19 protein-coding genes are annotated in these 22,350 nt (G+C 69.9%); 9 read left to right on the forward strand and 10 right to left on the reverse strand.

Annotation, left to right across the window (positions count from 1 at the left end):
* Nucleotides 1-300: 300 nt before the first annotated feature.
* Together ABZX92_RS36775 and ABZX92_RS36780 are read right to left on the reverse strand one after the other, a co-directional pair.
* Nucleotides 301-1,428, reverse strand: coding sequence for a HAMP domain-containing sensor histidine kinase (locus ABZX92_RS36775; RefSeq protein WP_355570053.1), 1,128 nt, complete (start codon nucleotides 1,426-1,428; stop codon nucleotides 301-303).
* Between the two features lie 4 nt (nucleotides 1,429-1,432).
* Nucleotides 1,433-2,116, reverse strand: a complete 684-nt coding sequence (locus ABZX92_RS36780; protein WP_355570055.1) for a response regulator transcription factor — start codon at nucleotides 2,114-2,116, stop codon at nucleotides 1,433-1,435.
* Nucleotides 2,117-2,272: 156 nt separating this feature from the next.
* Here ABZX92_RS36780 and ABZX92_RS36785 point away from each other — a divergent pair, with 156 nt between their 5' ends.
* The gene (locus tag ABZX92_RS36785) at nucleotides 2,273-2,482 is read left to right on the forward strand and encodes a nuclear transport factor 2 family protein (RefSeq protein WP_355570087.1); all 210 of its coding nucleotides are present in this window, start codon (nucleotides 2,273-2,275) and stop codon (nucleotides 2,480-2,482) included.
* Here the strand turns inward: ABZX92_RS36785 and ABZX92_RS36790 are convergent, their stop codons facing one another.
* The 4 genes from ABZX92_RS36790 to ABZX92_RS36805 form a co-directional block, all read right to left on the reverse strand.
* Entirely contained in the window at nucleotides 2,483-3,124 is a 642-nt protein-coding gene (locus tag ABZX92_RS36790; protein ID WP_355570057.1) for an SPFH domain-containing protein, read from the reverse strand. It lies immediately after the preceding gene.
* Nucleotides 3,125-3,364: 240 nt separating this feature from the next.
* On the reverse strand, nucleotides 3,365-5,269 hold the full coding sequence (dxs, locus tag ABZX92_RS36795) for a 1-deoxy-D-xylulose-5-phosphate synthase (protein WP_355570059.1): 1,905 nt from the start codon (nucleotides 5,267-5,269) through the stop codon (nucleotides 3,365-3,367).
* A 62-nt stretch (nucleotides 5,270-5,331) separates the two neighbouring features.
* Nucleotides 5,332-6,531 carry a class I SAM-dependent RNA methyltransferase gene (locus ABZX92_RS36800; RefSeq protein ID WP_355570061.1) on the reverse strand — a complete coding sequence of 400 codons (1,200 nt, stop codon included), beginning with the start codon at nucleotides 6,529-6,531 and terminating at the stop codon, nucleotides 5,332-5,334.
* Between the two features lie 5 nt (nucleotides 6,532-6,536).
* Nucleotides 6,537-8,522 (reverse strand): APC family permease, encoded by a 1,986-nt coding sequence (locus tag ABZX92_RS36805; RefSeq protein WP_355570063.1) that lies wholly within the window; start codon nucleotides 8,520-8,522, stop codon nucleotides 6,537-6,539.
* Nucleotides 8,523-8,604: 82 nt separating this feature from the next.
* Between ABZX92_RS36805 and ABZX92_RS36810 the strand changes: the two genes are divergently transcribed.
* From ABZX92_RS36810 to ABZX92_RS36825, 4 genes are all read left to right on the forward strand, one after another.
* Nucleotides 8,605-9,267, forward strand: a complete 663-nt coding sequence (locus ABZX92_RS36810) for a TrkA family potassium uptake protein (RefSeq protein WP_355570064.1) — start codon at nucleotides 8,605-8,607, stop codon at nucleotides 9,265-9,267.
* Complete coding sequence (locus ABZX92_RS36815; RefSeq protein WP_355570066.1) at nucleotides 9,267-9,923, forward strand: TrkA family potassium uptake protein; 657 nt, start codon at nucleotides 9,267-9,269, stop codon at nucleotides 9,921-9,923. The genes ABZX92_RS36810 and ABZX92_RS36815 overlap by 1 nt, the downstream gene beginning before the upstream one ends.
* A 20-nt stretch (nucleotides 9,924-9,943) precedes the next feature.
* The gene (locus tag ABZX92_RS36820; protein WP_355570068.1) at nucleotides 9,944-10,126 is read left to right on the forward strand and encodes a hypothetical protein; all 183 of its coding nucleotides are present in this window, start codon (nucleotides 9,944-9,946) and stop codon (nucleotides 10,124-10,126) included.
* Nucleotides 10,127-10,222: 96 nt separating this feature from the next.
* Entirely contained in the window at nucleotides 10,223-11,683 is a 1,461-nt protein-coding gene (locus ABZX92_RS36825) for an SPFH domain-containing protein (RefSeq protein WP_355570070.1), read from the forward strand.
* Here the strand turns inward: ABZX92_RS36825 and ABZX92_RS36830 are convergent.
* The gene (locus ABZX92_RS36830; protein WP_355570072.1) at nucleotides 11,680-12,177 is read right to left on the reverse strand and encodes an RICIN domain-containing protein; all 498 of its coding nucleotides are present in this window, start codon (nucleotides 12,175-12,177) and stop codon (nucleotides 11,680-11,682) included. The two genes, ABZX92_RS36825 and ABZX92_RS36830, sit on opposite strands and share 4 nt — an antisense overlap.
* Before the next feature lie 399 nt (nucleotides 12,178-12,576).
* Between ABZX92_RS36830 and ABZX92_RS36835 the strand changes: the two genes are divergently transcribed.
* From ABZX92_RS36835 to ABZX92_RS36850, 4 genes are all read left to right on the forward strand, one after another.
* Complete coding sequence (locus ABZX92_RS36835) at nucleotides 12,577-15,129, forward strand: AAA family ATPase (RefSeq protein ID WP_355570074.1); 2,553 nt, start codon at nucleotides 12,577-12,579, stop codon at nucleotides 15,127-15,129.
* Between the two features lie 83 nt (nucleotides 15,130-15,212).
* Complete coding sequence (locus ABZX92_RS36840; RefSeq protein ID WP_355570076.1) at nucleotides 15,213-17,771, forward strand: LuxR C-terminal-related transcriptional regulator; 2,559 nt, start codon at nucleotides 15,213-15,215, stop codon at nucleotides 17,769-17,771.
* A gap of 83 nt (nucleotides 17,772-17,854) precedes the next feature.
* The gene (locus ABZX92_RS36845) at nucleotides 17,855-19,285 is read left to right on the forward strand and encodes a ricin-type beta-trefoil lectin domain protein (protein WP_355570078.1); all 1,431 of its coding nucleotides are present in this window, start codon (nucleotides 17,855-17,857) and stop codon (nucleotides 19,283-19,285) included.
* A 111-nt stretch (nucleotides 19,286-19,396) separates the two neighbouring features.
* Nucleotides 19,397-20,827 carry a ricin-type beta-trefoil lectin domain protein gene (locus ABZX92_RS36850; RefSeq protein ID WP_355570080.1) on the forward strand — a complete coding sequence of 477 codons (1,431 nt, stop codon included), beginning with the start codon at nucleotides 19,397-19,399 and terminating at the stop codon, nucleotides 20,825-20,827.
* On the opposite strand, the gene ABZX92_RS36855 is transcribed toward ABZX92_RS36850, so the two are convergent.
* From ABZX92_RS36855 to ABZX92_RS36865, 3 genes are read right to left on the reverse strand one after another with little or no spacing between them, the layout of a single operon-like run.
* Nucleotides 20,709-21,242: a hypothetical protein gene (locus ABZX92_RS36855; protein ID WP_355570082.1), complete on the reverse strand. Its 534-nt coding sequence runs from the start codon at nucleotides 21,240-21,242 to the stop codon at nucleotides 20,709-20,711. The genes ABZX92_RS36850 and ABZX92_RS36855 overlap by 119 nt on opposite strands.
* Before the next feature lie 5 nt (nucleotides 21,243-21,247).
* On the reverse strand, nucleotides 21,248-21,778 hold the full coding sequence (locus ABZX92_RS36860) for an AAA family ATPase (protein ID WP_355570084.1): 531 nt from the start codon (nucleotides 21,776-21,778) through the stop codon (nucleotides 21,248-21,250).
* Nucleotides 21,779-21,788: 10 nt separating this feature from the next.
* Nucleotides 21,789-22,286: a sucrase ferredoxin gene (locus ABZX92_RS36865; protein ID WP_355570086.1), complete on the reverse strand. Its 498-nt coding sequence runs from the start codon at nucleotides 22,284-22,286 to the stop codon at nucleotides 21,789-21,791.
* Nucleotides 22,287-22,350 lie beyond the last annotated feature (64 nt).

Raw genomic sequence — 22,350 nt, forward strand, 5'->3', positions numbered from 1 at the left:
ACTGGCTGTGTTTCGGCACGCTGTTGAGTTCTCAAAGAACACGCGCTCACCGCAGCTCATCTCCGAGGAGAGTCACTTCCGGGGCTGTGTCAGGCTTAGAAGTCTTTCGCCGCGCTCCGTTCCGGTGTTTCCCGGCCCGTTCCGCGCTGGCAGAGAGAAATTTACACGGCGGCCTTCTGAGATCCAAATCGGGGGTCACTTACGGCGTAACCGCAGGTCAGACGCCACACGAGTGGCCGCAAACAGCCAAGATCGACGCGCAGTGTGACCGGGGCCACGCCAGCAATCTTGCATCCGCTCTCAGCGGGGTGCCACGGGCAGGTGCACGGTGACCGACAGACCACCCGTCGGCACGGCCACTGCCTGCGCAAACCCGCCGTGCGCGGCCACCGCGGCGCGCACGATCGAGAGCCCGAGACCCGTGCCGGACTGGCTGGTGCGGTCCTTGACCCCGCGCCGGAACGGCTCGAACAGCTCCTCGACGCGGTCCGGCGGGATCAACGCACCGGACGACGACACTCGCAGCAGAGACCACTGCGGTCCCGTCTCCACCACGGTCTCGATCCACCCGCCGACGTGGTTGTGGCGCACGGCGTTCTCCAGCAGGTTGCCCGCGATGCGCTCGAGCAGTGCGGGATCCCCGACCGCGAGCGCCGGCACGCACCGGAACACCGTGCGCAGGTTCCGTGCCTCGGCCTCCGCACGCACGGCCTTCCACGCGGACTCGACGACAGAGGAGAGATCGACCGGCTCACGCACCGCGAGCCCAATACCGTCCGTGCGCGCGAGCAGCAGCAGCGCGGACACCAATTGCTCCGCACGCTCCCCCGCCGCGCGCACCACCCCGGCCATGCGACGGAGCTCTGCAACGTCAGCGTCCGGATCGGACAGAGTCACGTCCAGCTCCGTGCGCACCACCGAGAGAGGGGTGCGCAGTTCGTGCGATGCGTTCGCCACGAACCGTCGTTGCGAATCGAAGGCGGCCTCAAGACGGTCGAGCATCGCGTCGAACGTGTCCGCGAGCTCCGCGACCTCGTCTCGCGGCCCTTCCAGCCGCAACCGCGAACCGAGCGACTCCGCCGACAACCGCCGCGCCGCGCCCGTCACGTCGTGGAGCGGTTTCAGCACACGGCCCGTGAACGTCCACGCCAGCACAGCGGCAGCCACCACCATGCACGCGAACGCGATGAGCCCCGCCTGCAGCAAGTCCTTGCGCGCGGCGGCCGTCAACGCGTTCGTCAACACGGTCACGTCGACGTTGACCCCGTCGACCGTCACCTGGCTGCCCGGCGGGAACGACGGCGACGAGTCGAAGACCCGCCCGACCAGAGTCCACCCGAGGAAGAGCAGCACAGCACTCACCACCGCGACCAGCGCGGTGGTGAGGAGCGTGATCCGGAGACGAAGTCCCGGTCCGCGCCTACGCACGATTTCAGCCCTCAGCTGGTCCGATCGAAGCACTCGGCACCCGGTACCCGGAGCCCACGACGGTGTCGATGATGCCCGGTTCGCCCAGCTTCTTGCGCAACGTCATCACCGTGACGCGCACGGTCGTGGTGAACGGGTCGGCGTTCTCGTCCCACACCCGCTCCAACAGTTCCTCGCTGCTCACCACCGACCCCTTGGCCGCGAGCAGCACTTCGAGCACGCCGAACTCCTTGCGGGTCAGCTCGATCGGCTGCCCGCCACGCGACACCGTGCGCCGCGCCGGGTCCAACTCGACGTCACGCGCAGACAGCACCGGCGGCGTCGCGGGCGTCGCACGCCGCGCCAACGCCCGTACGCGCGCGACCAGCTCAGGAAACGCGAACGGCTTCGCGAGGTAGTCGTCGGCCCCCAGCGACAACCCGGACACGCGGTCCTCGATGGACCCGCTCGCCGTCAGCATCATGACCCTGGTGAGCGCGCCGGAGCTGAGGATCTCCTTGCACAGCTCGTCGCCGGACATCCCCGGCAGGTCGCGGTCGAGCACCACCACGTCGTACCGCGTCACGGTCGACTTCTCGTGCCCGGTCTCGCCGTCGTAGGCGACGTCCACGGCCATACCTTCGCGCCTCAGGCCGCGAGCGATCGCGTCGGCCAGAGGCGCCTCGTCCTCGACTACCAAAATCCGCACGCCACCAAGGTGCCATACAGACCTGAGACGACGCTTAACGGTGTCTTCATGCCGCGTCGGTCGGCGCGAACTCGCACCTTCACGCGTGCTGTTGGTAATGGGTGAGCAACTGGGTCAGGGCTTTCCGCCAGTCAGCTGGGTTCCGAGCACGACCGCATCGAGATCGCAGACCTGTTCACCACCGACGTCGTGGTGAACGTCGACGGCGACCAGGCCGCTGCCTCGGCGAACTCGGTCGTCCGCTTCTTCCGCGACGGCGAGGCGCCCCACCGGACCAGCGGCCTGCGCCTGGCCTGCGCCGCCACGAGGACGCCGGACGGGTGGCGGCTCAGCGAGGCGCGGACCACGCTGCTCTGGATGCGCTGATCAGGACTTGCGAGCCGGGCGGTCCACCACGACGGTCGAGGCGGACTGCAGTGCGCGGAGCTCCAGCAACGCCGGGTGCTCCTCCGCCAGCCGGGCCGCGTTCAGCAACGACCGCAGCGCGGCCGTCTCGCCGCGGGCCCGCTCCAGCGCCGCACGTCCCTCGGCCGCCGCCACCAGCTCGGCCAGCGCGGCACGGCGCAGCTCGCCGGGCATCACGACGTCGCGAACGGCCACTTCGGACACCACGACACCCAGCTCGGCGGCGCGGGCGGACACCGCAGCCAGCACCTCAGCGGCAACGGCCTCGCGTTCGGGGTCGACGGCGGAGTGCGCGCGCGTGACCACCGCACTGCGCAATGCCAGCTGCACGGCCGTGTAGAGCTCGTCCTCCGGTCGGGCAGACGCCACGACGAACGTCGTCGCCGAGGCCACGGCCCAACGGACGACAACGGTCACGCGGACCAGCACACCGTCGGAGGTCGGCACGTCCTGTGCGGCCGGCGTGAGAGAGCGCGGACGCATGTCGACACGGTGCAGCACGACGTGTCGCGGCAACTTGTGCTGACCGGGCTCGACCTCGCCCACCAGCACGCCGCGATCGAACCGGACAGCCCGCTCCCACGGGAACAGCGTGTGCTTCATCGTCTCCACCCCAAAGAGATCCACTGTGGCCAGGCACAGCACGACCCCGGCCGGCGAGACGGCGGGCGGAAGTCCGGAAAGGACTTTCAAGGCCCGCCGTCCCCGTGTGCGACCGGGGTCGTGGCAATTTGGGTGTGAACCCGGTGCCTTTAGAGCGACCACGCGTCCGCGGAACGCGGGACCCGAGCGAGGGAGACCTGCTGGGCCGCAAGAACGGACGCGAGGTGGAGCGTAACCGATCTACTTGTCCGCTGGCTCGTCGATTTCGACGGGCAGGCACTCCAGGCGCGAAGCCCACTCGGTGACGCGGCGAGCGACGTCCTGCGCGGTGATGCCGCACAGGGCCAGCACCTCGCCACGCGAGCCGTGGTCGTGGAACTGTTGCGGCAGAGCGATGTCGCGCAACGGCACGTCGATGTCGGCGTCGCGCAACGCGGCCGCGAACGACGAGCCGAAGCCACCGTGGCGGCCACCGTCCTCAACGGTCACCACGAGCTTGTGCGCTGCGGCCATCGACACGAGGTCCGACGACATCGGGTAGATCCACCGCGGGTCGACGACCGTCACGCCGATGCCCTGGTCCTCCAACCGTCCGGCGGCATCGAGCGCGAGCTCTCCCAACGCGCCAACGGACACCAACAGCACGTCGTTGCCCGACCGCCGAAGAACGTCAACGGAACCCACGCGCTCCAGAGCAGGCAGGTCCGCACCCACAGAGGCCTTCGGGTAGCGGATCACCGAAGGCGCGTCCGAGATCGCCACGGCCTCGCGCAGCTCCTCGGCCAGGGTCGCGGCGTCGCGCGGCGCGGCCACGTGGATGCCGGGGACGACACCGCAGATGGACATGTCCCACATGCCGTGGTGCGACGCGCCGTCCGGGCCGGTGACGCCCGAGCGGTCCAGCACGACCGTGACGCCCTGCTTGTGCAGCGCGACGTCCATCAGCAGCTGGTCGAACGCACGGTTCAGGAACGTCGCGTAGACGGCGACGACCGGGTGCAGCCCGCCGATCGCGAGACCGGCGGCGGAGGTGAACGCGTGCTGCTCGGCGATGCCGACGTCGTAGAAGCGCTCGGGGAACGCCTTCGCGAACGCGTCCAGACCGGTGGGGCCCTGCATCGCGGCGGTGATCGCCACGAGGTCGGAGCGCTCGCGGCCGATCTCCACCAGGGAGTCGGAGAACACGTGCGTCCACGTCCGGCCGGCGGGCTTCACGTCCTCGCCGGTGATCGGGTCGATGACGCCGGTGGCGTGCATCTGGTCGGCCTCGTGGTTCTCGGCCGGCGCGAACCCCATGCCCTTGCGCGTGACGGCGTGCACGATCACCGGGCCGCCGAACGACTTCGCGCGCTGCAGGGCTGACTCCAGCGTCGCCTGGTCGTGGCCGTCGACCGGACCGATGTACTTCAGGCCCAGGTCCTCGAACATCGCCTGCGGCGCCAGCGCGTCCTTGATGCCGCGCTTGGCGGCGTGCAAAGCGGCGTACAGCGGCTTGCCGAAGAACGGCGTGTGCTGCAGCGCGCTCTTGCCCTTCTCCAGCACGCGCTCGTAGCCGGGACGCAGACGCAACGAGGACAGGTGGTCCGCGAGACCACCGATCGTCGGCGAGTACGAGCGGCCGTTGTCGTTGACCACGATCACGACCGGACGCGTCTTGTCCGCCGCGATGTTGTTCAACGCCTCCCAGCACATGCCGCCGGTCAGCGCGCCGTCACCCACGACCGCGATCACGTGGCCGGGCGCGCCGTTGATCTGCTTCGCCTTCGCCAGGCCGTCGGCGTACGACAGCGCCGTCGAGGCGTGCGAGCTCTCCTGCACGTCGTGCTCGGACTCCGACCGCGACGGGTAGCCCGACAGACCGCCCTGCTGGCGCAGCTTGTCGAAGCCGTCGCGGCGGCCCGTGACGATCTTGTGCACGTACGACTGGTGCCCCGTGTCGAAGACGATCGGGTCCCGCGGCGAGTCGAAGACCCGGTGCAGAGCCACGGTCAGCTCGACGACTCCCAGGTTGGGCCCCAGGTGGCCGCCCGTCTTGGACACCTTGTCGACCAGGAAACGCCGGATCTCGTCGCACAGCTGCTTCAGCTGCGCCTCGTCCATCCGTTTCAGATCAGCCGGTCCGTGCACGGACTCCAGCAGGGTCACCACGCCCACCTCACTCCTGAAGACTTCGGCCCAGTCTACGGAGGCTCGACTGAGACGCTGACTTACCTCGTCTCAGGTACGAGCAGCGCGATGCACTCCATGTGATGGGTCATCGGGAACGCGTCGAACGCCCGCAGTTCCTCGAGCCGATACCCCTGAACTGTGAATTCAGCCAGGTCGCGAGCAAGTGCGGCAGGGTCGCAGGCCACGTAGACGACCCGCTCGGGACGCCGTCGTGCGACTTCAGCCACAACGACCTTCCCGGCGCCCTTGCGGGGCGGGTCGAGCACCACGACATGAGGGTCCTCAACGGGCAGTCTGCGCGTGACGGCGCGCTCCACCTTGTCCGCCACCCACTCCACCTGGGACATGCGGCGGAGGTTGCGCCTGCCGTCTTCCACCGCACCCGGAAACGACTCCACGACCAGCACGGATCCGGTCTCGCCGACCTGTCGCCCGAGCACCGACGCGAAGAGCCCCGCGCCGCCGTAGAGGTCCCACGCGCGTTGCCCCGGCTCAGCGGCGGCCCACTCCCCCACGACGGACGCGAACGTGTCCGCGGCGGCCGGGTGGACCTGCCAGAAACCGTCGGCAGAAATTCGCCACTTTCGTTGGGCGGCCGTCTCCACGGCCGTACCGGTTCCGGCGCGTCGCGCGGTGTGTCGGCCGCGCACCTCACCCACATGACGGTTGCCGTCACCGTCCTGGACGATGGTGAGCTCCTGCGCCCGCCACTTCCGGTCGGCCACCGCCTCGACCATGCCCGGCCGGGCGATCACACAGTGGTCGATCGGGATCACGTCGTGGGAACGGGTGCCGCGGAAACCGGGCCGTCCGTCCCTGTCGAGAGCCATCCGGATCCGGGTCCGCCACTCCAGCGGGCCGCCCGGCAGCGCCTCCACGACCACGTCGCGTTCGATCTTGGCGAGCCGGCTCAGCTGCTCGCGGACGACCTGGGCCTTCAGCTCCCGTTGCGCGTCCCACGACACGTGCTGGAAGTCGCAGCCACCGCACATCCCCGGCCCGCTGAACGGGCACGGCGGTTCCACCCGATCCGGTGACGCCGCAAGGATCTCCACGGCGTCCGCACGGCAGAACGACCCGCCGTTGTCTTCGTAAACCGAGACGACGACACGCTCACCGGGCAATGCGTGACGCACGAACAGAACGCGTCCCTCATGCCGTGCAACGAAGTGGCCGCCATGTGCGACGGGACCAACCTCTACTTCGAACTTCCGACCAGTCCAGTCTTCTTTGGCCATGTCGCTCATCGGTCGTCGAGTCCCCTTCGGACGGCACCGGGTGCGATGACGTCCTTGTCACGAACCTTCACGGAGGACGCCAGCTGCCACGGCACGCTGGTGACCATGACACCCGGCTGGAACAGCAGCCTTCCCTTGAGCCGCAACGCGCTCTGGTTGTGCAGCAGCTGCTCCCACCAGTGACCGACGACGTACTCGGGGATGAACACGGTGACCACGTCCCGCGGGTTGTCGGACTTCACCCGCTTCACGTAGTCCAGCACGGGCTTGGTGATCTCGCGATACGGCGACTCGATCACCTTCAGCGGGATCTTGAAGTTCTCCCGCTCCCAGTCCGCGACGAGCTTGCGCGTGTCACCGTCGTCGACGTTGACCGTGACGGCCTCCAGCACGTCCGGCCGCGTCGCCTTGGCGTAGGACAACGCCCGCAGCGTCGGCATGTGCAGTTTGGACACCAGCACCATCGCGTGGTTGCGCGCGGGCATCGTGCGCACGCGCTCCTGCTGGCGCAGCTCCTCGGCGACGGTGTCGTAATGCTTGCGGATCGCCGTCATCAACGCGTAGATGGCGGCCATCGCGGCGATGGCGATCCACGCGCCCTTGGTGAACTTCGTGATCAGCACGACGATCAGCACGGTCGCGGTCATCACCAGACCGAACGTGTTGATCGCCTGCGAGCGCCGCATCCGGCTGCGGGCCTGGACGTCGGTCTCGGTCTTGAGCAGCCGCTTCCAGTGCCTGATCATGCCGAGCTGGCTCAGCGTGAACGACACGAACACGCCCACGATGTAGAGCTGGATCAGCCGCGTCACCTCGGCGTCGAACGCGATCACCAGGACGACCGCGAACCCGGCCAGGAAGAGAATGCCGTTGGAGAACGCCAGCCGGTCGCCGCGGGTGTGCAGCTGGCGCGGCAGGTAGCGGTCCTGGGCGAGGATCGAGCCGAGCACCGGGAAGCCGTTGAACGCGGTGTTCGCGGCGAGCACCAGGATCAGCGCCGTGACGCCCGCGATGAAGAAGAAGCCCGGCGGGAAGTTGTCGAACACGGCGTGCGCGACCTGCGCCACCATCGTCTTCTGCTCGTAGTCCTTCGGCGCGTTCTCGATCTGGTCCGCCGGGAACTCGGCCATCCGCACGTCGGTCAGCTGGGCGAGCACGATCAGGCCCATCAGCATCGTCACCGAGATCGTGCCCATCAGCAGCAACGTCGTCGCGGCGTTGCGGGACTTGGGCTTGCGGAACGCCGGCACGCCGTTGCTGATCGCCTCGACACCGGTCAGCGCGGCACAACCGGACGAGAACGCCCGCAGCACCAGGAACACGAACGCCAGGCCCATCAGGTGGTCGCCCTCGGCGTGGATCTCGAACCCGGCGCTCTCCGCGCGCATCTCGTCACCGAGCACGAAGCCGCGGAACAGGCCCCACGCGATCAGGACCATGATGCCGATCATGAACGCGTAGGTCGGGATCGCGAACGCCGTGCCGGACTCGCGGATGCCGCGCAGGTTGATCGCCGTGAGGATGACGATGGCCGCCACCGCGAACAACGCCTTGTGCGTCGCGACGAACGGAATGGCCGACCCGATGTTCGCCATCGCGGCCGAGATCGACACCGCGACCGTGAGGATGTAGTCCACGAGCAGGGCGCTCGCCACGGTGAGCCCCGCTCTGCGCCCCAGGTTGACCGTCGCGACCTCGTAGTCACCGCCGCCGGACGGGTAGGCGTGCACGTTCTGCCGGTAGCTGGCGACCACGGTGAGCATCACCACGACCACCGCGACACCCACCCAGGGAGCCATCGCGTAGGCGCTCAGCCCCGCCACCGACAGCATCAGGAAGATCTCCTCCGGCGCGTACGCGACCGACGACATGGCGTCGGAGGCGAACACGGGGAGCGCGATGCGTTTGGGCAGCAGCGTGTGAGCGAGACGATCACTGCGGAACGGCCGTCCGACCAGGAGGCGTTTGGCAGCGGTGGCGAGCTTGGACACGGCCAGAGCGTAAGGGGTCCACTCACCGGGACGGGCTAATGCTCGGTAGGTTCTGCGCAGAGTTCGCCTGAGGAGGCATGTCGTGCACGTGGTGATCATGGGGTGTGGCCGGGTGGGAGCCTCCCTGGCCAGGGCCTTGGAGCGGCTCGACCACCAGGTCGCCGTGATCGACAAGGACCCGCAGTCGTTCCGCAGGCTGGGCAGCGACTTCCACGGCCAGCAGGTCGTCGGCAACGGTTTCGACCGCAATGTCCTGATCGAGGCCGGAGTCGAACGCGCGGGCGCGTTCGCCGCCGTGTCGAGCGGCGACAACTCCAACATCATCTCGGCGCGCGTCGCACGGGAGACGTTCGGCGTCGAGCACGTCGTCGCGCGCATCTACGACCACAAGCGCGCGGCCGTCTACGAGCGGTTGGGCATCCCGACGGTGGCCACGGTGCCGTGGTCGACTGACCGGTTCCTGCGGATGCTGCTGCCCGAGGGCGCGGCGACCGCGTGGCGCGACCCGTCCGGCACGGTGGCGGTGCTGCCGGTCGAGGTCTCCGAGGAGTGGGTCGGAAGGCCCGTGTTCGAGCTCGAAGGGGCCATCGGCGCGCGTGTCGCGTTCCTGATGCGGTTCGGCACGGGCGTGCTGCCGGACGCGAAGACGGTCGTGCAGGCCGACGACACCATCTACGTGGCGGCGCTGTCCGGCACGATCACCGACGTCGCGGCGGCGGCGCAGCAGGCACCGGAGGAGAGCTGATGCGGGTCGCGATCGCTGGTGCGGGCGCGGTGGGGCGCTCCATCGCGCAGGAGCTCGTGCAGGACGGGCACCAGGTCATGCTGATCGAGCGGGACCGGGCGCACTTCGACCCGAACTCCGTCGAGCAGGCCGAGTGGGTGCAGGCCGACGCGTGCGAATTGTCCTCTTTGGAGGATGCGGGCATGCAGCTGTGCGACGTGGTGATCGCCGCGACCGGTGACGACAAGGTCAACCTCGTGGTGTCGCTGCTCGCCAAGACCGAGTTCGCGGTCCGCCGTGTCGTCGCGCGCGTGAACGACCCGACGAACGAATGGCTCTTCACCGAGTCGTGGGGTGTCGACGTGGCCGTGTCCACGCCGCGGTTGCTCGCCGCGATGGTCGAGGAGTCCGTGACGATCGGGGACGTGGTGCGGCTGCTGACGTTGCGGCAGGGGCAGGCGAACCTCGTGGAGATCACGCTCGACGAGACGACGCCGTTCGCCGGGCGCGCGGTGTCGGAGCTGACGCTGCCGCGTGACGCCGCGCTCGTGACGATCCTGCGCGGCGGGCGGGTCATCGTGCCGCAGCCGGACGACACCCTGGAGGGCGGCGACGAGCTGCTGTTCGTCACGACCGCCGCCGTCGAGCAGGACATCAAGACCGCGCTCGGCTACTGATGATCGGCAAACGAGGCCGGGTGACCGGCAGGGTCGGGCCCGGTCTCGTGGGCGAGGTGATGATTTCGGTGCGGGGTGGCGCGGAGGCCTTTTACGCCTACCCGGCGGACGAATCAAGTGTGATTGAAATCGGTCAGCAAATCCTCGTCGTGGACTTCGAAGAACCCCGGACGGTCTATGTCCAGAGGTGGCGTCCGCTGTAGAGTTCTCCTTGGTGTGCCGGGAAGCCTGGTCGGCGACAGTATTTGTCGTGGGAGGCTTCCGGAGCGAGGTCTCCCCATCGTTAGGGGGACTGCGAAATGGACGAAACTCTCTTATTCGGCATCGGCGGCGTCATTTTCGTCGTGCTGATCCTGTTCCTGCTCCTGCGCGCGTTGTGGCGGGTCGCGGAGCCGAACGAGGCGTTGATCATCTCCGGGCTCGGTGCACGGGGAATCCGGGAGACCGCCGACAGCCTGACGTTCAAGATCGTCACCGGTAAGGGCGTGCTGGTGCTGCCCGGTTTCCAGACCGCGCGCCGGCTCTCGCTCGACACGCGGGTGGCCGATCTGCAGGTCTCGTGCGTGACGAACCAGGGCATCCCGGTGCACGTCCGCGGCGTGGTGATCTACAAGGTCGGCGACGACTACGCCTCGATCGCGAACTCCGCGCGGCGGTTCCTCGACCAGCAGGACCGCATGGACGACAAGACGCACTCGCTGTTCGCCGGGCACCTGCGCTCGATCGTGGGCAGCCTGACGATCGAGGACATGCTGCACAACCGCGAGGCGCTCACGGCCCAGGTGCGGCAGTCGTCGGCGGACGAGATGAGCAAGCTCGGGCTGATCGTGGACTCGTTGCAGATCCAGGAGATCGACGACACGACCGGCTACATCAAGAACCTCGGCAAGCCGCACGCCGCCGCCATCGCCGCGTCCGCGCGCATCGCCGAGGCACAGCGCGACCAGGAGGCCACCGAGGCCGAGCAGGTCGCGAACGCCAAGAAGGCGGCCGCGTGGCGGGACGCGCAGATCAAAGCCGCCTCGTACCAGGCGGAGATCGACCAGGCGAAGGCCGAGTCGCAGCAGGCGGGTCCGCTCGCCATGGCGACCTCACGGCAGCAGGTCGTCGTGCAGGAGACGCGGGCCGTCGAGCTCGAAGCCGATCTCGCCGAGCAGAAGCTGCAGGCACAGGTCCGCAAGCCCGCCGACGCCCGCGCGTACGAGACGCGGACCCTGGCCGACGCCGAACGCGACGCGCAGATCGCCCGTGCCGAGGCGCACGCCCGGGAGATCGAACTGCGCGCTGCCGCCGACGCGACGCGGGTGAAGGCGGCGGCCGTGGCGGAAGCGGAGGCGACGCGGGCCACCGGTGAGGCCGAGGCGGTCGCGGCGAAGGCACGCGGCCTGGCCATCGCGGACGCCACCAAGGCGCAGGGTCTGGCCGAGGCCGAGGCGCGCAAGGCGCAGGGTCTCGCCGAGGCGGAGGCGATCAGCGCCCGGTCGGCGGCGCTCGCCGAGAACCCCGACGCGGTCGTCGCCCAGCAGCTCGCGGAGAAGTGGCCGGAGATCGTGGAAGCGGCGTCCAAGGCGTTCGGCAACGTCGACCACATGGTCGTGTTCAACGGTGCCGACGGCGTTTCGGACCTGCTGACCAAGGCGTTGTCGATGGGTGGGACGGGGCTCGGGCTCGCCCGGCAGCTGATGGACGCCATGAAGAGCGCGCCGAAGGCCGCCGACGAGAACTCCGCCAACGGCCTTCCGAAACAGGTAGTCGCTTAGACCCACCAGTACTGGTTGCCGCCTCCGTGACAGTCCCAGAGCTGCACGGAGGCGCCGTTCCACCAGTTCGCGCCCGCGATCTCGACGCACCGGTTGCCGCCGAGCCACGACCGGATCCGGCCGATCTCGTAGTCGTGCGAGGCCGGGCGGTAGAACATCTGGAACGCGTTGCTGCCCGCCCAGCAGTTGAACATCTGCAGCGCCGCGCCGTTGTCGCCGTTGCCCCAGGCGGCGCTCAGGCACTTGCCGTTGCTGGCGTTGCGCAGCTTCAGGCCGTCCCAGTACCAGTACTGGGTCGGGGCGCCCTGGCAGTCGGCCATGAGGACGCCGGCGCCCTCCTGGTCGGTGGCGGCGGTCATGCACCGCCCGTTGAACTTCGACTGGACGTAAGCCCCGGCCTGCGCGCCCGCCGAGGCGGACGTGCTGACGAGCAGGCCGCCGGAGACGAGTGCGAGCGAGGCCAGGAGCGCGATCTTGCGCACGAAAGGTTTCATGCGGTCCTGACGCTCGCCGCGCGCCGCCTGATACGTCTTCTGGGAAATCAGCTGCCGTTCGCCGAGGGCACCGCCGCCGGCCGCGCAGTCCCACAGCTGCCGTTGTCGAGGTTGCCCCACGCGGCCGTCAGGCACTTGCCGCTGTGCGCGTTGCGCAGGTGCAACGGCTGCTGCGGGTCCCCACTGCCACAGCCGGCTGGTCGCGTTCCTGGCAGTCGACCACGAGCCGTCCCCCGGCGGCGGCCCGCGGCGAAGATCGCGGCTTTCTTCCTCGTGACTCCCCCTCTTCGTGCCGGATTTCGGCACTCACGACATCCTGGGAGGGCCGGTTGTCGTCGTCATGAGCATGGGCGTGCTCAACTTGGGTATCTGCACAACGGAAGCGAGCACTTACCAGCTGTGAGCGATCAGCTGCCCCTGGTCGGGCGCGAGAGTCAGCTGCGGGCGGCGCTGCGGGCGCTGGCCGTGGACGGCGCGGTGCTGCTGTCCGGTCCTCCCGGAGTCGGCAAGACCCGCCTGGCCGCGGAGGTGCTCGCCGCCGTGCCGCATCCCGTGGTGCGGTGTTACGCCACGATCGCCACGTCCCGGATCCCGCTCGGCGCGATCGCGTCGCACGTGCCCACCGACCTTCCCGCCGGGGCGCCCGGCCCTGGTCTTCTGCCGGCGTCGTCGGTGCGTGCCGCCGCCGAGCACCTCGCCCGCGGCGGGCGGCGGGTGTTGTCGATCGATGACGCCCATCTGCTCGACGACACGTCGTTGTTGGTGTTGCAGCACGTGGTGCGCCACAAGCTGACGCGGGTCATCTGCACGGCACGGCTGGGATGGCCCGGCATCGAGGGGCTGACCGTCGTGCACGTCGACGCGCTCGACCAGGAGCGGGCGGACGCGTTGCTCACGGCCGCGCTCGGCGGGCCCGCGGACGCCTCGACCCGGCACCTGGTGTGGTCGAACAGCCAGGGCAACCCGTTGTACCTCAAGGAGCTCGTCGCGACCGGGCTGCACTCGGGCGTGCTCACCGAGACCCAGGGCGGCTGGAACTGGAACGGGCCGCTGGAGCTGTCCGGGCGGCTCGCCGAACTGGTCGACCTGACGCTGGGACGGCTCGCCGAGCCGCAGCGCCGGGCGCTGGAGCTGCTCGCGTACGGGGAGCCCCTGGAGCCCGAGCTGATGCCGATCCCGCAGGACCTCGTGGACATGGGGTTCGTGCGCGTCGGTGACGACGGACGCGCGCGCGTCGCACATCCGCTCTACAGCGCGCGCTTGCGGGCGACGTGCCCGACGCTGAGAGCCAGAGCGCACCGAAGAGCCCTCGCCGACCGGCTCGAAGCAGAAGGCGCTGCCCGGCCCGGTGACGCGGTGCGCGTCGCGACCTGGCGGCTGGACAGCGGCACGGCGGAGTCGCCGGACGTGCTCGCACGGGCCGCCGAGCAGGCACTGTCCGCCCAGGACTGGGAGCTCGCCGAACGACTCTCGCGCGCCGCCGTGGCACGTGGGGCGACATCGCGCGTGGGGCTCGTGCTCGGTCTCGTGCTGATGTACCAGCGTCAGTGCGCACAGGCCGAAGAGGTGCTCGCCGAGACGATGGCGGCGGGCGGCGACATGCTCACCGTGATCCAGGTGGGCTGTACGCGCGCGTTCAACCTGTTCTTCGGCCTTGGCGACGAGGACGCGGCCGTCGCGGTGCTCGACGAGGTCACCGAGCAGGAGCTGCCGCCGGAGCTGGAACACGCGGTGCTGTTCTTCGCGCTGACCTTCGCGCTGGAGGCCGCGCCGTTGCGGATCGCGCGGCTGGGCGGCGAGCTGCTGATCGCCGAGGGCGGCTGGGCGGAGACGGCGGGGCGTCAGCTGCTGGCGTTCGCGGACCAGTTCGCCGGCCGCTACACCGAGGCGATCGAACGGATCGAGGCCAACCACGAGGCGGTCACGGCGACCGCCGGGCGGTTCCCGTCGCTGGTGAACGCGGCGAACGGGGTGCGCAACGAGAGCATCCTGCGGATCGGTGACCTGGCCGGGGCCGAACAGCGGGCCGCGCAGGCGCTGGCCGAGGTGATCGAGGAGGACCGCTGGTCGGTCACCCAGGTGCCGCCGCGGGTGCTGCTGAGCCAGAGCGCCCGGTTGCGGGGCCAGGCCGCCGCGGCCGTCCGGATCACCGCGGAGGGCATCCCGGAATCCGGTGCCCTACCGATGATGTGGGACGTGCTGCTGCTGGCCGAGCTCGCCGCCGGTGCCGCGCTGCAGGGGCAGTCCGACCGCGCGGAACGGGCGTTGGCCCGCGCGGAAGGAGGCTTGCGACCGGCCTGGCGGATCGCACGGTTCGCGGTGGGAGCCGCGCGGTCGTGGGTGCTCGCGGGCGCGGGACGCGTCAACGAAGCGATGCAGGCAGCCTTGGACAACGCCGCCGCCGCACGTGCACACGGCGCTCACTGCGACGAGATCGGGTCGCTGCACGACGCCGCCCGGTTCGGCGCGGACACCTCGCCGCGGCTGCTGGAGCTGGCGAAAACTCGCAAGGACCCGCTGACGACCGCGTATGCCACCCACGCCCAGGCGCGCGCGTTGCGTGACCCGGCGGGGCTGGAGGAGGTGGCGGCGGCGTTCGCGGCGTGCGGCGCCAATTTGTACGCGGCCGAGGCGCTCGCGGAGGCCAGCAGACTCTCCCGGCTGCACGACCGTCCCCGTGAGGCGGAACGGCTGGAGCGACAGGCCTCGGCGCTCGCGGAGTCGTTCGACGGCGCCACCACGCCTGGCCTGGTCGTGACGAGCACCCTCGCCGCGTTGACACCGCGTCAGCTGGAGATCGCGCGTCTGGCCGTGGCCGGGCTGACGAACGTGGAGATCGCCGAACGGCTCGCCATCGCCAAACGGACCGTGGACAACCACCTGCACACGACGTACGCCGCAGTAGGTGTGACGGGACGAGGCGGGCTGCGCGCACTCTTCGGGCAAGGATGACGCCCACACTTTCGTGCCCATCCTTTTCGGACTCGAGCAAAACCATATGTGCGTCTGAGGGAATCTTCGGCACACTGCGAGCTGTGTGGCCGTTCGTGGGCAGGGTGCGGGAGCTTCAGGACGTGATGTCCGCGCTCACCGAACCGAACGGAAAAGGCGCCGCGCTCGTCGGGCCGGCCGGGGTGGGCAAGACCCGCCTCGCCGACGAGGTCGTGGGGCGACTGGAACAAACCGGCTTCACCGTGCGGCGCTGCTACGCGACGGTGGCGACGTCGCCGATCCCGTTCGGGGCTCTCGCCGCAATGCTGCCCGCGGACATGCGCACGGCAAATCCGCTCGGTCGGGCCGTGGAGCATCTGCTGGCCGAGCCACAGCCGTTGGCGATCGTGGTGGACGACGCGCATCTGCTCGATGACGCGTCCATCGGCATGTTGCATCACGTGATCCGGCACGGGCATGCGCGCGTGTTGGTGACGTCACGGCCCGGTGAGCGCGCCGAACTGTGGCAGGAGGGACTGCTGCAGCGGTACCCGCTCGCAGACCTGTCCCGGGCCGAGTCCGACGAGCTGCTGGAACGCGCGCTGGACGGACCGGTGGACTCGCGGTCGGTCGCGTTGCTGTGGTCGGGCAGCGCCGGAAACCCCTTGTACCTCAGGGAACTCGTGGTCTCGGGGCGCGCCGTCGGGTCGTTGCGCGAGGTCGAGGGCATCTGGTCGTGGCACGGCGCGATCGAGCTGGGCGGGCGGCTCGGCGAGCTCGTGCAGGAGAACCTCGGCCGGCTCGAACCGTCGCACCGGCTGGCCCTGGAGCTGCTCGCCTACTCCGAGCCGGTCGAGCTGGACCTGCTCGCGTCACTGGTGCAGGAGGAAGCGCTCGACGACCTGGAGACCCGTGCCCTGATCCGGGTCGAGTCGTCCGGGCGGCGAACCGTCGTGCGACTGGGGCATCCGTTGTACGGCAGCCTGTTGCGGGCCACGTGTCCGCCCGTGCGCGCGCAGGAGCACCAACGCGCGTTGGCCGCCGGTCTGGAGGCCACGGGTGCGCGCCGTCGGGAAGATCTGATGCGCATCGCGACGTGGCGGCTCGACGGTGGCTCGCCGATCTCGCTCGACCTGCTGGCCGCGGCCGCGGAACAGGCGTGGGCGGCGCAGGACGTGACGCTCGCCGAACGCCTGTGCCGCGCGGCCGTCGACGCGGGTGGCCTCGACCAGGTCGGGCACGTGTTCGGCCAGGTGCTGATGTACGGCCGCGCGCCGGAGCAGGCGGAGGCCACGCTGGCAGACGTGATGAGCGGCCCGTTGTCGGCCGCGGACCTGAGCCGCCTCGCCACCACCAGGTCCATGAACCTCTACTTCGGGCTGGCCGACGCGGACGCCGCCGAAGCGGTGCTCGACAGCGTGGACGTGACTGTGCTTCCCGAGGACCTGCGGGACTGGCTGACGGTGGTCCGCACCATCCAGATGGCGCAGCGCGGTCCGGTGGCCGCGGTGCTGGAGCTCAGCAACCAGCCCGTGGTGCCGGAGCTGTCCGTCCACATGCGACGCATCAGGGCGTTGTGCCTGCTGCACGCTGGCCGGTACCGCGAGACCGAGGAGGAGATCACCGGGTACGAGGCTCTGGCGGTGACGGACGAGTCCCCGGCCGCGCAGGACTACGGCACGCTGCGGATGCGCTGCTTCGCGCTGGCGTTCAGCGGCCGCTTCGCCGAGGCGGAGGCGCTGGCCATGACCTTGCGCGACACGACGTTCGACGAGTTGGACATCGTCGGCAATTCCTCGATCTACAGCCTGTTGTCGTTCTGTGCGCGCATGCGTGGCCACGGTTCGCAGGCCCTGCGTCTGGCCCGCGAAGGCAGTCCGAAGACACCGGACAAGCACCTGATCTTCGACACGATCGCGCTGGCGAGCCTGGCCGAGGCCGCGGCGTTGTGCGGCGACGCCGGCCTGGCCCAGGACGCCCTGGCCCGTGCCGAGAAGTCCCGCCGCGCGGCCTGGCGGCTGACCGGGATGACGGTCTCGCTCTCCCGCTCCTGGGTGCTCGCCGCCGCGGGCGATGTCCGCGGCGCGGCCGACGCGGCGATGGCGGCCGCGGACGAGTGCGCCTCGATCGGCATGCACTCGTGCGAGGCCATGGCCCTGCACGACGCCGCCCGCTTCGGCGTCGACACGTCCCTGCGCCTGGCGGCCCTCACGTCCACCATGGACGATCCGATGACCGCGGCCTACGCGGCACACGCGACCGCCCTCGCGCACGCCGCACCGACGGTCCTGGAGGCCGTGGCGGCCGACTTCCTGCGGATGGACGCCACCCTCTTCGCCGCCGAGGCTCTCGCGTCCGCCGCCCGCCTGCACCGGACCCAGGGCAACGTCCGCGCCGCGTCCCAGGCCTCCGCGCGGCAGGCGTTGCTGATGCGCGACTTCGACGGCGTGCGCACCCCGGCGTTGCGGGCGGACGGCCTGACGCACCTGACCCGGCGCCAGGCGGAGGTCGCCCGGCTGGCCACGTCCGGTCTCACGAACCAGCAGATCGCGGAACAGTTGCACACGTCCAAGCGGACCGTGGACAACCATTTGCACGCCATATACGGCGTGCTCGGGGTAACAGGGCGAGACGAGCTGCGCACGGTTCTCCGGCACCTCTGAGCGTGCCTATGATGTGCGCGGACTTTCCGTGACCTGGGGGGCACAGAGTGAAATTTCCGTCGTACAGACGCGCGTCCATTGGCGTGTTCGCATCCGCCGCGCTGATCCTCGCGGGCACCGCCGCGAGCGCTGTCGGTGGCGGTACCACCGTGGGCAACGACGTCCACCGGTACGTGACCAAGATCCAGACGGCGACCGGTGCGTGCACCGGCAGCCTGGTCGCGCCGTTGTGGGTGGTCACGACGAAGAACTGCGTGCCGCACAACGCGGACGGCACGCCGACCAGCGCGATCACGCTGACCGTCGGCCGCGGCGACCTCACCGGCACCGCGGGCCGCGTGCAACAGGCGACCAAGGTCGTTCCTCGGGCCGACCGCGACCTCGCGCTGGTCAAGCTCTCGATCCCGGTCGTCGACGTGCCCGTGCTGCCGATCGCCACCACCGCGCCGGCCGCGGGCGCGACCGTGCAGGTGATCGGGTACGGCCGCACCGAGGACAAGTGGGTGCCGGACAAGGCGAGCATCGCGCCGTTCACTGTCGGCGCGCTCGGCTCGGCATCGTTCGCGATCACGAGCCCGTCCGGAAAGGACACCTGCAAGGGAGACGCGGGCGGCCCCGCCCTGGCAGGCGGTCAGCTCGCCGGCATCACCTCGACGTCCTGGCAGCACGGCTGCCTCACGGTCACCGAGAGCCGTCAGGGCGGCACACAGGTCCGCGTCGACGACATCGCGTCGTGGATCCACCAGACCATCGACGTGGTGCCGTCCGGCCCGATCGGTGGCAAGGACGACAAGTGCGTCGACAACGCGAACGGCCGGATCGCCAACGGCAACCCGGTGCAGTACTACGGCTGCAACGGCCGCGACACCCAGTGGTGGCAGCTGCGGGCCGACCAGACGATCCAGCTCCAGCAGAAGTGCCTCGACGTCGACTCCGGCAGCACCGCCAACGGCACGAAGATCCAGATCTACAGCTGTCACACGCACCCGGCGCAGGAGTTCACCTTCGGCCCGGACGAGTCGATCCGCGCGGTCGGCAAGTGCCTCGACGTGAAGAACGGCGTCAACGCCAACGGCAGCGAGGTGCAGCTCTACGACTGCAACGGCAGCGCCGCCCAGCGGTGGACGCGCAACCCGTCGGACAACTCGCTGCGGGTGTTCGGCCGGTGCCTCGACATCCCCGGTGCCATGGCCAACGACCTGATCGGGCTGAACATCTACGACTGCAACGGCAGCGCGGCGCAGCGGTGGGACATCGGCGGCGGCAAGATCCGCACCTTCGCCCGCTGCATGGGCGCCGCGGGCGACCGCACCGCCGACGGAACCGAGATCGAGCTGTTCGACTGCCTCGGCAGCACCGGTCAGCGCTGGGTTCCGGCCGACGACGGCTCGATCGTGAACCCCGCTTCGGGCCGGTGCCTCGACCTGCGCGAGGGCAGCACCGCGGACAGCACGCGGCTGCAGCTCTTCGCCTGCAACGGCAGGCCTCACCAGAAGTGGAAGCTCACGGTCTGACGACCGGTCACCGCAGTGAACCGGCCGGCGCCTCGCGTGTTGAGGTGCCGGCCTTCAGGAAGATCAATCTGGGGGACACAAGTGAAATCACCGTCGTACAGACGCGCGTCCATGGGCGTGTTCGCCTCCGCCGCGCTCATCTTCGCGGGCACCGCCGCGAGCGCTGTCGGTGGCGGCACCACCGTGGGCAACGACGTGCACCGCTACGTCGCCAAGATCCAGAGCCCGGCCGGGGCGTGCACCGGCAGCCTCGTCGCGCCGCTGTGGGTTGTCACCGCGAAGAACTGCGTGCCGCACAACGCGGACGGCACGCCGACCAGCGCGATCACGCTGACCGTCGGCCGCGGCGACCTCACCGGCACCGTCGGCCGCGTCCAGCAGGCCACCAGGATCGTGCCCCGTGGCGACCGCGACCTCGCATTGGTCAAGCTGTCCATCCCGGTCCTCGACCTGCCCGTGCTGCCGATCGCCACCACGGTGCCTGCCACCGGCGCGACCGTGCAGGTCATCGGATACGGCCGCACCGAGGACAGGTGGGTGCCGGACAAGGCGAGCATCGCGCCGTTCACCGTCGGCGCGCTCGGCTCCGCGTCGTTCGCCATCACGAGCCCGTCCGGAAAGGACACCTGCAAGGGAGACGCGGGCGGCCCCAGCCTGGCAGGCGGTCAGCTCGCCGGCATCACCTCCACGTCCTGGCAGCACGGTTGCCTCACCGTCACCGAGAGCCGTCAGGGCGGCACACAGGTCCGCGTCGACGACATCGCGTCGTGGATCCACCAGACCATCGACGTGGAGCCCGCCGGCACGATCACCGGCCCAGCGGACAAGTGCGTCGAGACCCCGAACGCGCGCCTGCTCAACGGCAACCCGGTGCAGTACCACTCCTGCAACACCACCGGCATGCAGAACTGGGTGGTGAAGGCGAGCGGCATGATCGAGCTGCAGGCCAAGTGCGTCGAGGCCGCGGACGGTGGCACCGCCAACGGCACCAGGATCGTGCTGAACGCCTGCACCGACGCCGCGAAGCAGACCTGGGCCGCCGGTCCCAACAACTCGTACACCGTGCTGGGCAAGTGCCTCGACGTGACCAACGGCGTCAACGCCAACGGCACGCCGATCCAGCTGCACGACTGCAACGGCTCGCCCGCACAGCAGTGGACGAGCGTGGCCGGCACGCTCCAGGCGTTCGGCCGGTGCCTCGACCTGCCCGGCGCCTACGCGGCGAACGGCAACCAGCTGCAGTTGCACGACTGCAACGGCACGGCTGCCCAGCAGTGGCGACCGGCCAACGGCAAGATCACCACCGCGGCCCGCTGCATGGGCGCGGCCGGTGACCGGGTGGTGAACGAGACGCTGATCGAGATCTTCGACTGCGGCGGCACGCCCGGCCAGATCTGGCGTCCGCGCGACGACGGCTCGATCCTCAACCCGGCGTCCGGCCGGTGCCTCGACCTCCGGTTCGCGGACACCTCGGAATTCGCACCGCTGCAGCTGCACGACTGCAACGGCTCGATCGCGCAGAAGTGGAAGATCGCGGTCTGATCCGCATGAACAACAGGGCCGGTGCCTCCCTGTCGGTGTCGGTCGCCGAGAAGCTCACGACCTCGTCGTCGTCGAACCGGATGGCGCAGACCAGGTCGGTGCCGCGCGGGGTGAGGTCGAGCGCGCGGACCTGGTTCCACGTCCAGGCCTGCCGCACGCCGTTCCTGACGCGGGCAAGGCCGTCCTCGTGCAGCTCGAACGTCTCCTGGAGCCGGGAGTTGCGCAGCATCACCACGGCCGCGGGCACGGAGATCAGCAGGGGGAACGCGAAGGCGAGCAGCGCGAGTTGGGCGCCGTCGAAGTCGAGGACGAACGCGAGCACGACCAGCAGCGAGCAGATCAGCGACACGGTCAGCGCGACCAGGCCGCCGAAGCGTCTTCGGTGCACGGGATGCGTGCTCAGCAGGGGACCCATGACGATCACGCTACCCACCGGGTCAGGGCCGCGATCACCGTTTCGTACGTCTCGCCCAGGTCCTGGCCCGCGGTCTGGATGACGAGCGACTCGGGCGTGACGTAGGCGGCGAACTGCCCGCAGACCCGGTTGATCAACGCCTCCCCGCCGAGCTTCTCGACCACAGCGTCGATGTGGTGCGCCCGTTCCCGGAACCGCTCGACGGCGACCTCGGCGGGGGCGAGCAGCACGAGCTCCCGGTAGTCCGCGCCTGCGGATCGCGCGGCCTGCGCGAAGAGGTCGCGTTGGTCGTGCCTGTTCACCAGTTGCGGCATCACGACGTCGTGCCCGGACGCCAGGTGGTGCTGCGCAATGGTGATCGCGAGCGGCCGGACGAGGTCGACGGTGCCGAAGAAGTCGTCCTGCCAGCCGCCGACGAGCCGGACGATCTCGTCGGCGTCGAGGTTGAGCGTCTTGGGGTGAGCGGCGGCGTAGCGGGCGGCGATGGTGGACTTGCCGACGCCGGTGGGGCCGTTGAGGTGGATCAGGGTGGGCACCTGATCGACGTTATCGGCAGACCTCGACGAGCTGGTCAACCGCGGTGGCGACCAGGGCGATCGCGATGTCGGGGGACTTCCCGCAGCTCGCCGGCCGCGGCGGTACGGGCTGCTCGGTCAGCGCCACCCGCCACTCGCGGCCGTCGGTGTGCCGCACGGTCGCGGAGTCCTCGGTCTCGCCGACGACGGTGAGCACGTCGCGGGTCTCGCCGATCTGCGCCCGCACGGCGACCTCCGCGACCTGGCCGCGCGGGGTGAAGCAGGAACGTCCCCGGCACCGGTCGGCCATGATGCCCTCGGTGACCACGCGCTGCGCCAGCTGGTGGTCGAGTCGTCCGTACAGGTGACCGGTCGGCAGCAGCACGCCGGTGGGCGCGAACCGATGCCCGCCGGTGTGGGTGCACTCCCAGAGGTTCAGCGCGGTGGCGATCGGGCGCCCGTACAGCGCGCAGCAGACGTCGCGTTTGCTGTTGGTGCACACGAGCAGCAGCGGATCTTCGACGGGCACGACATATCCACGTTGTCGGACAACGCTTTGTCGGCGCTGCGGGCACGCACGATCGGGTTCGTGT

It is taken from the genome of Lentzea sp. NPDC006480 (assembly GCF_040611995.1).
Classification (GTDB): Bacteria; Actinomycetota; Actinomycetes; order Mycobacteriales; family Pseudonocardiaceae; genus Lentzea.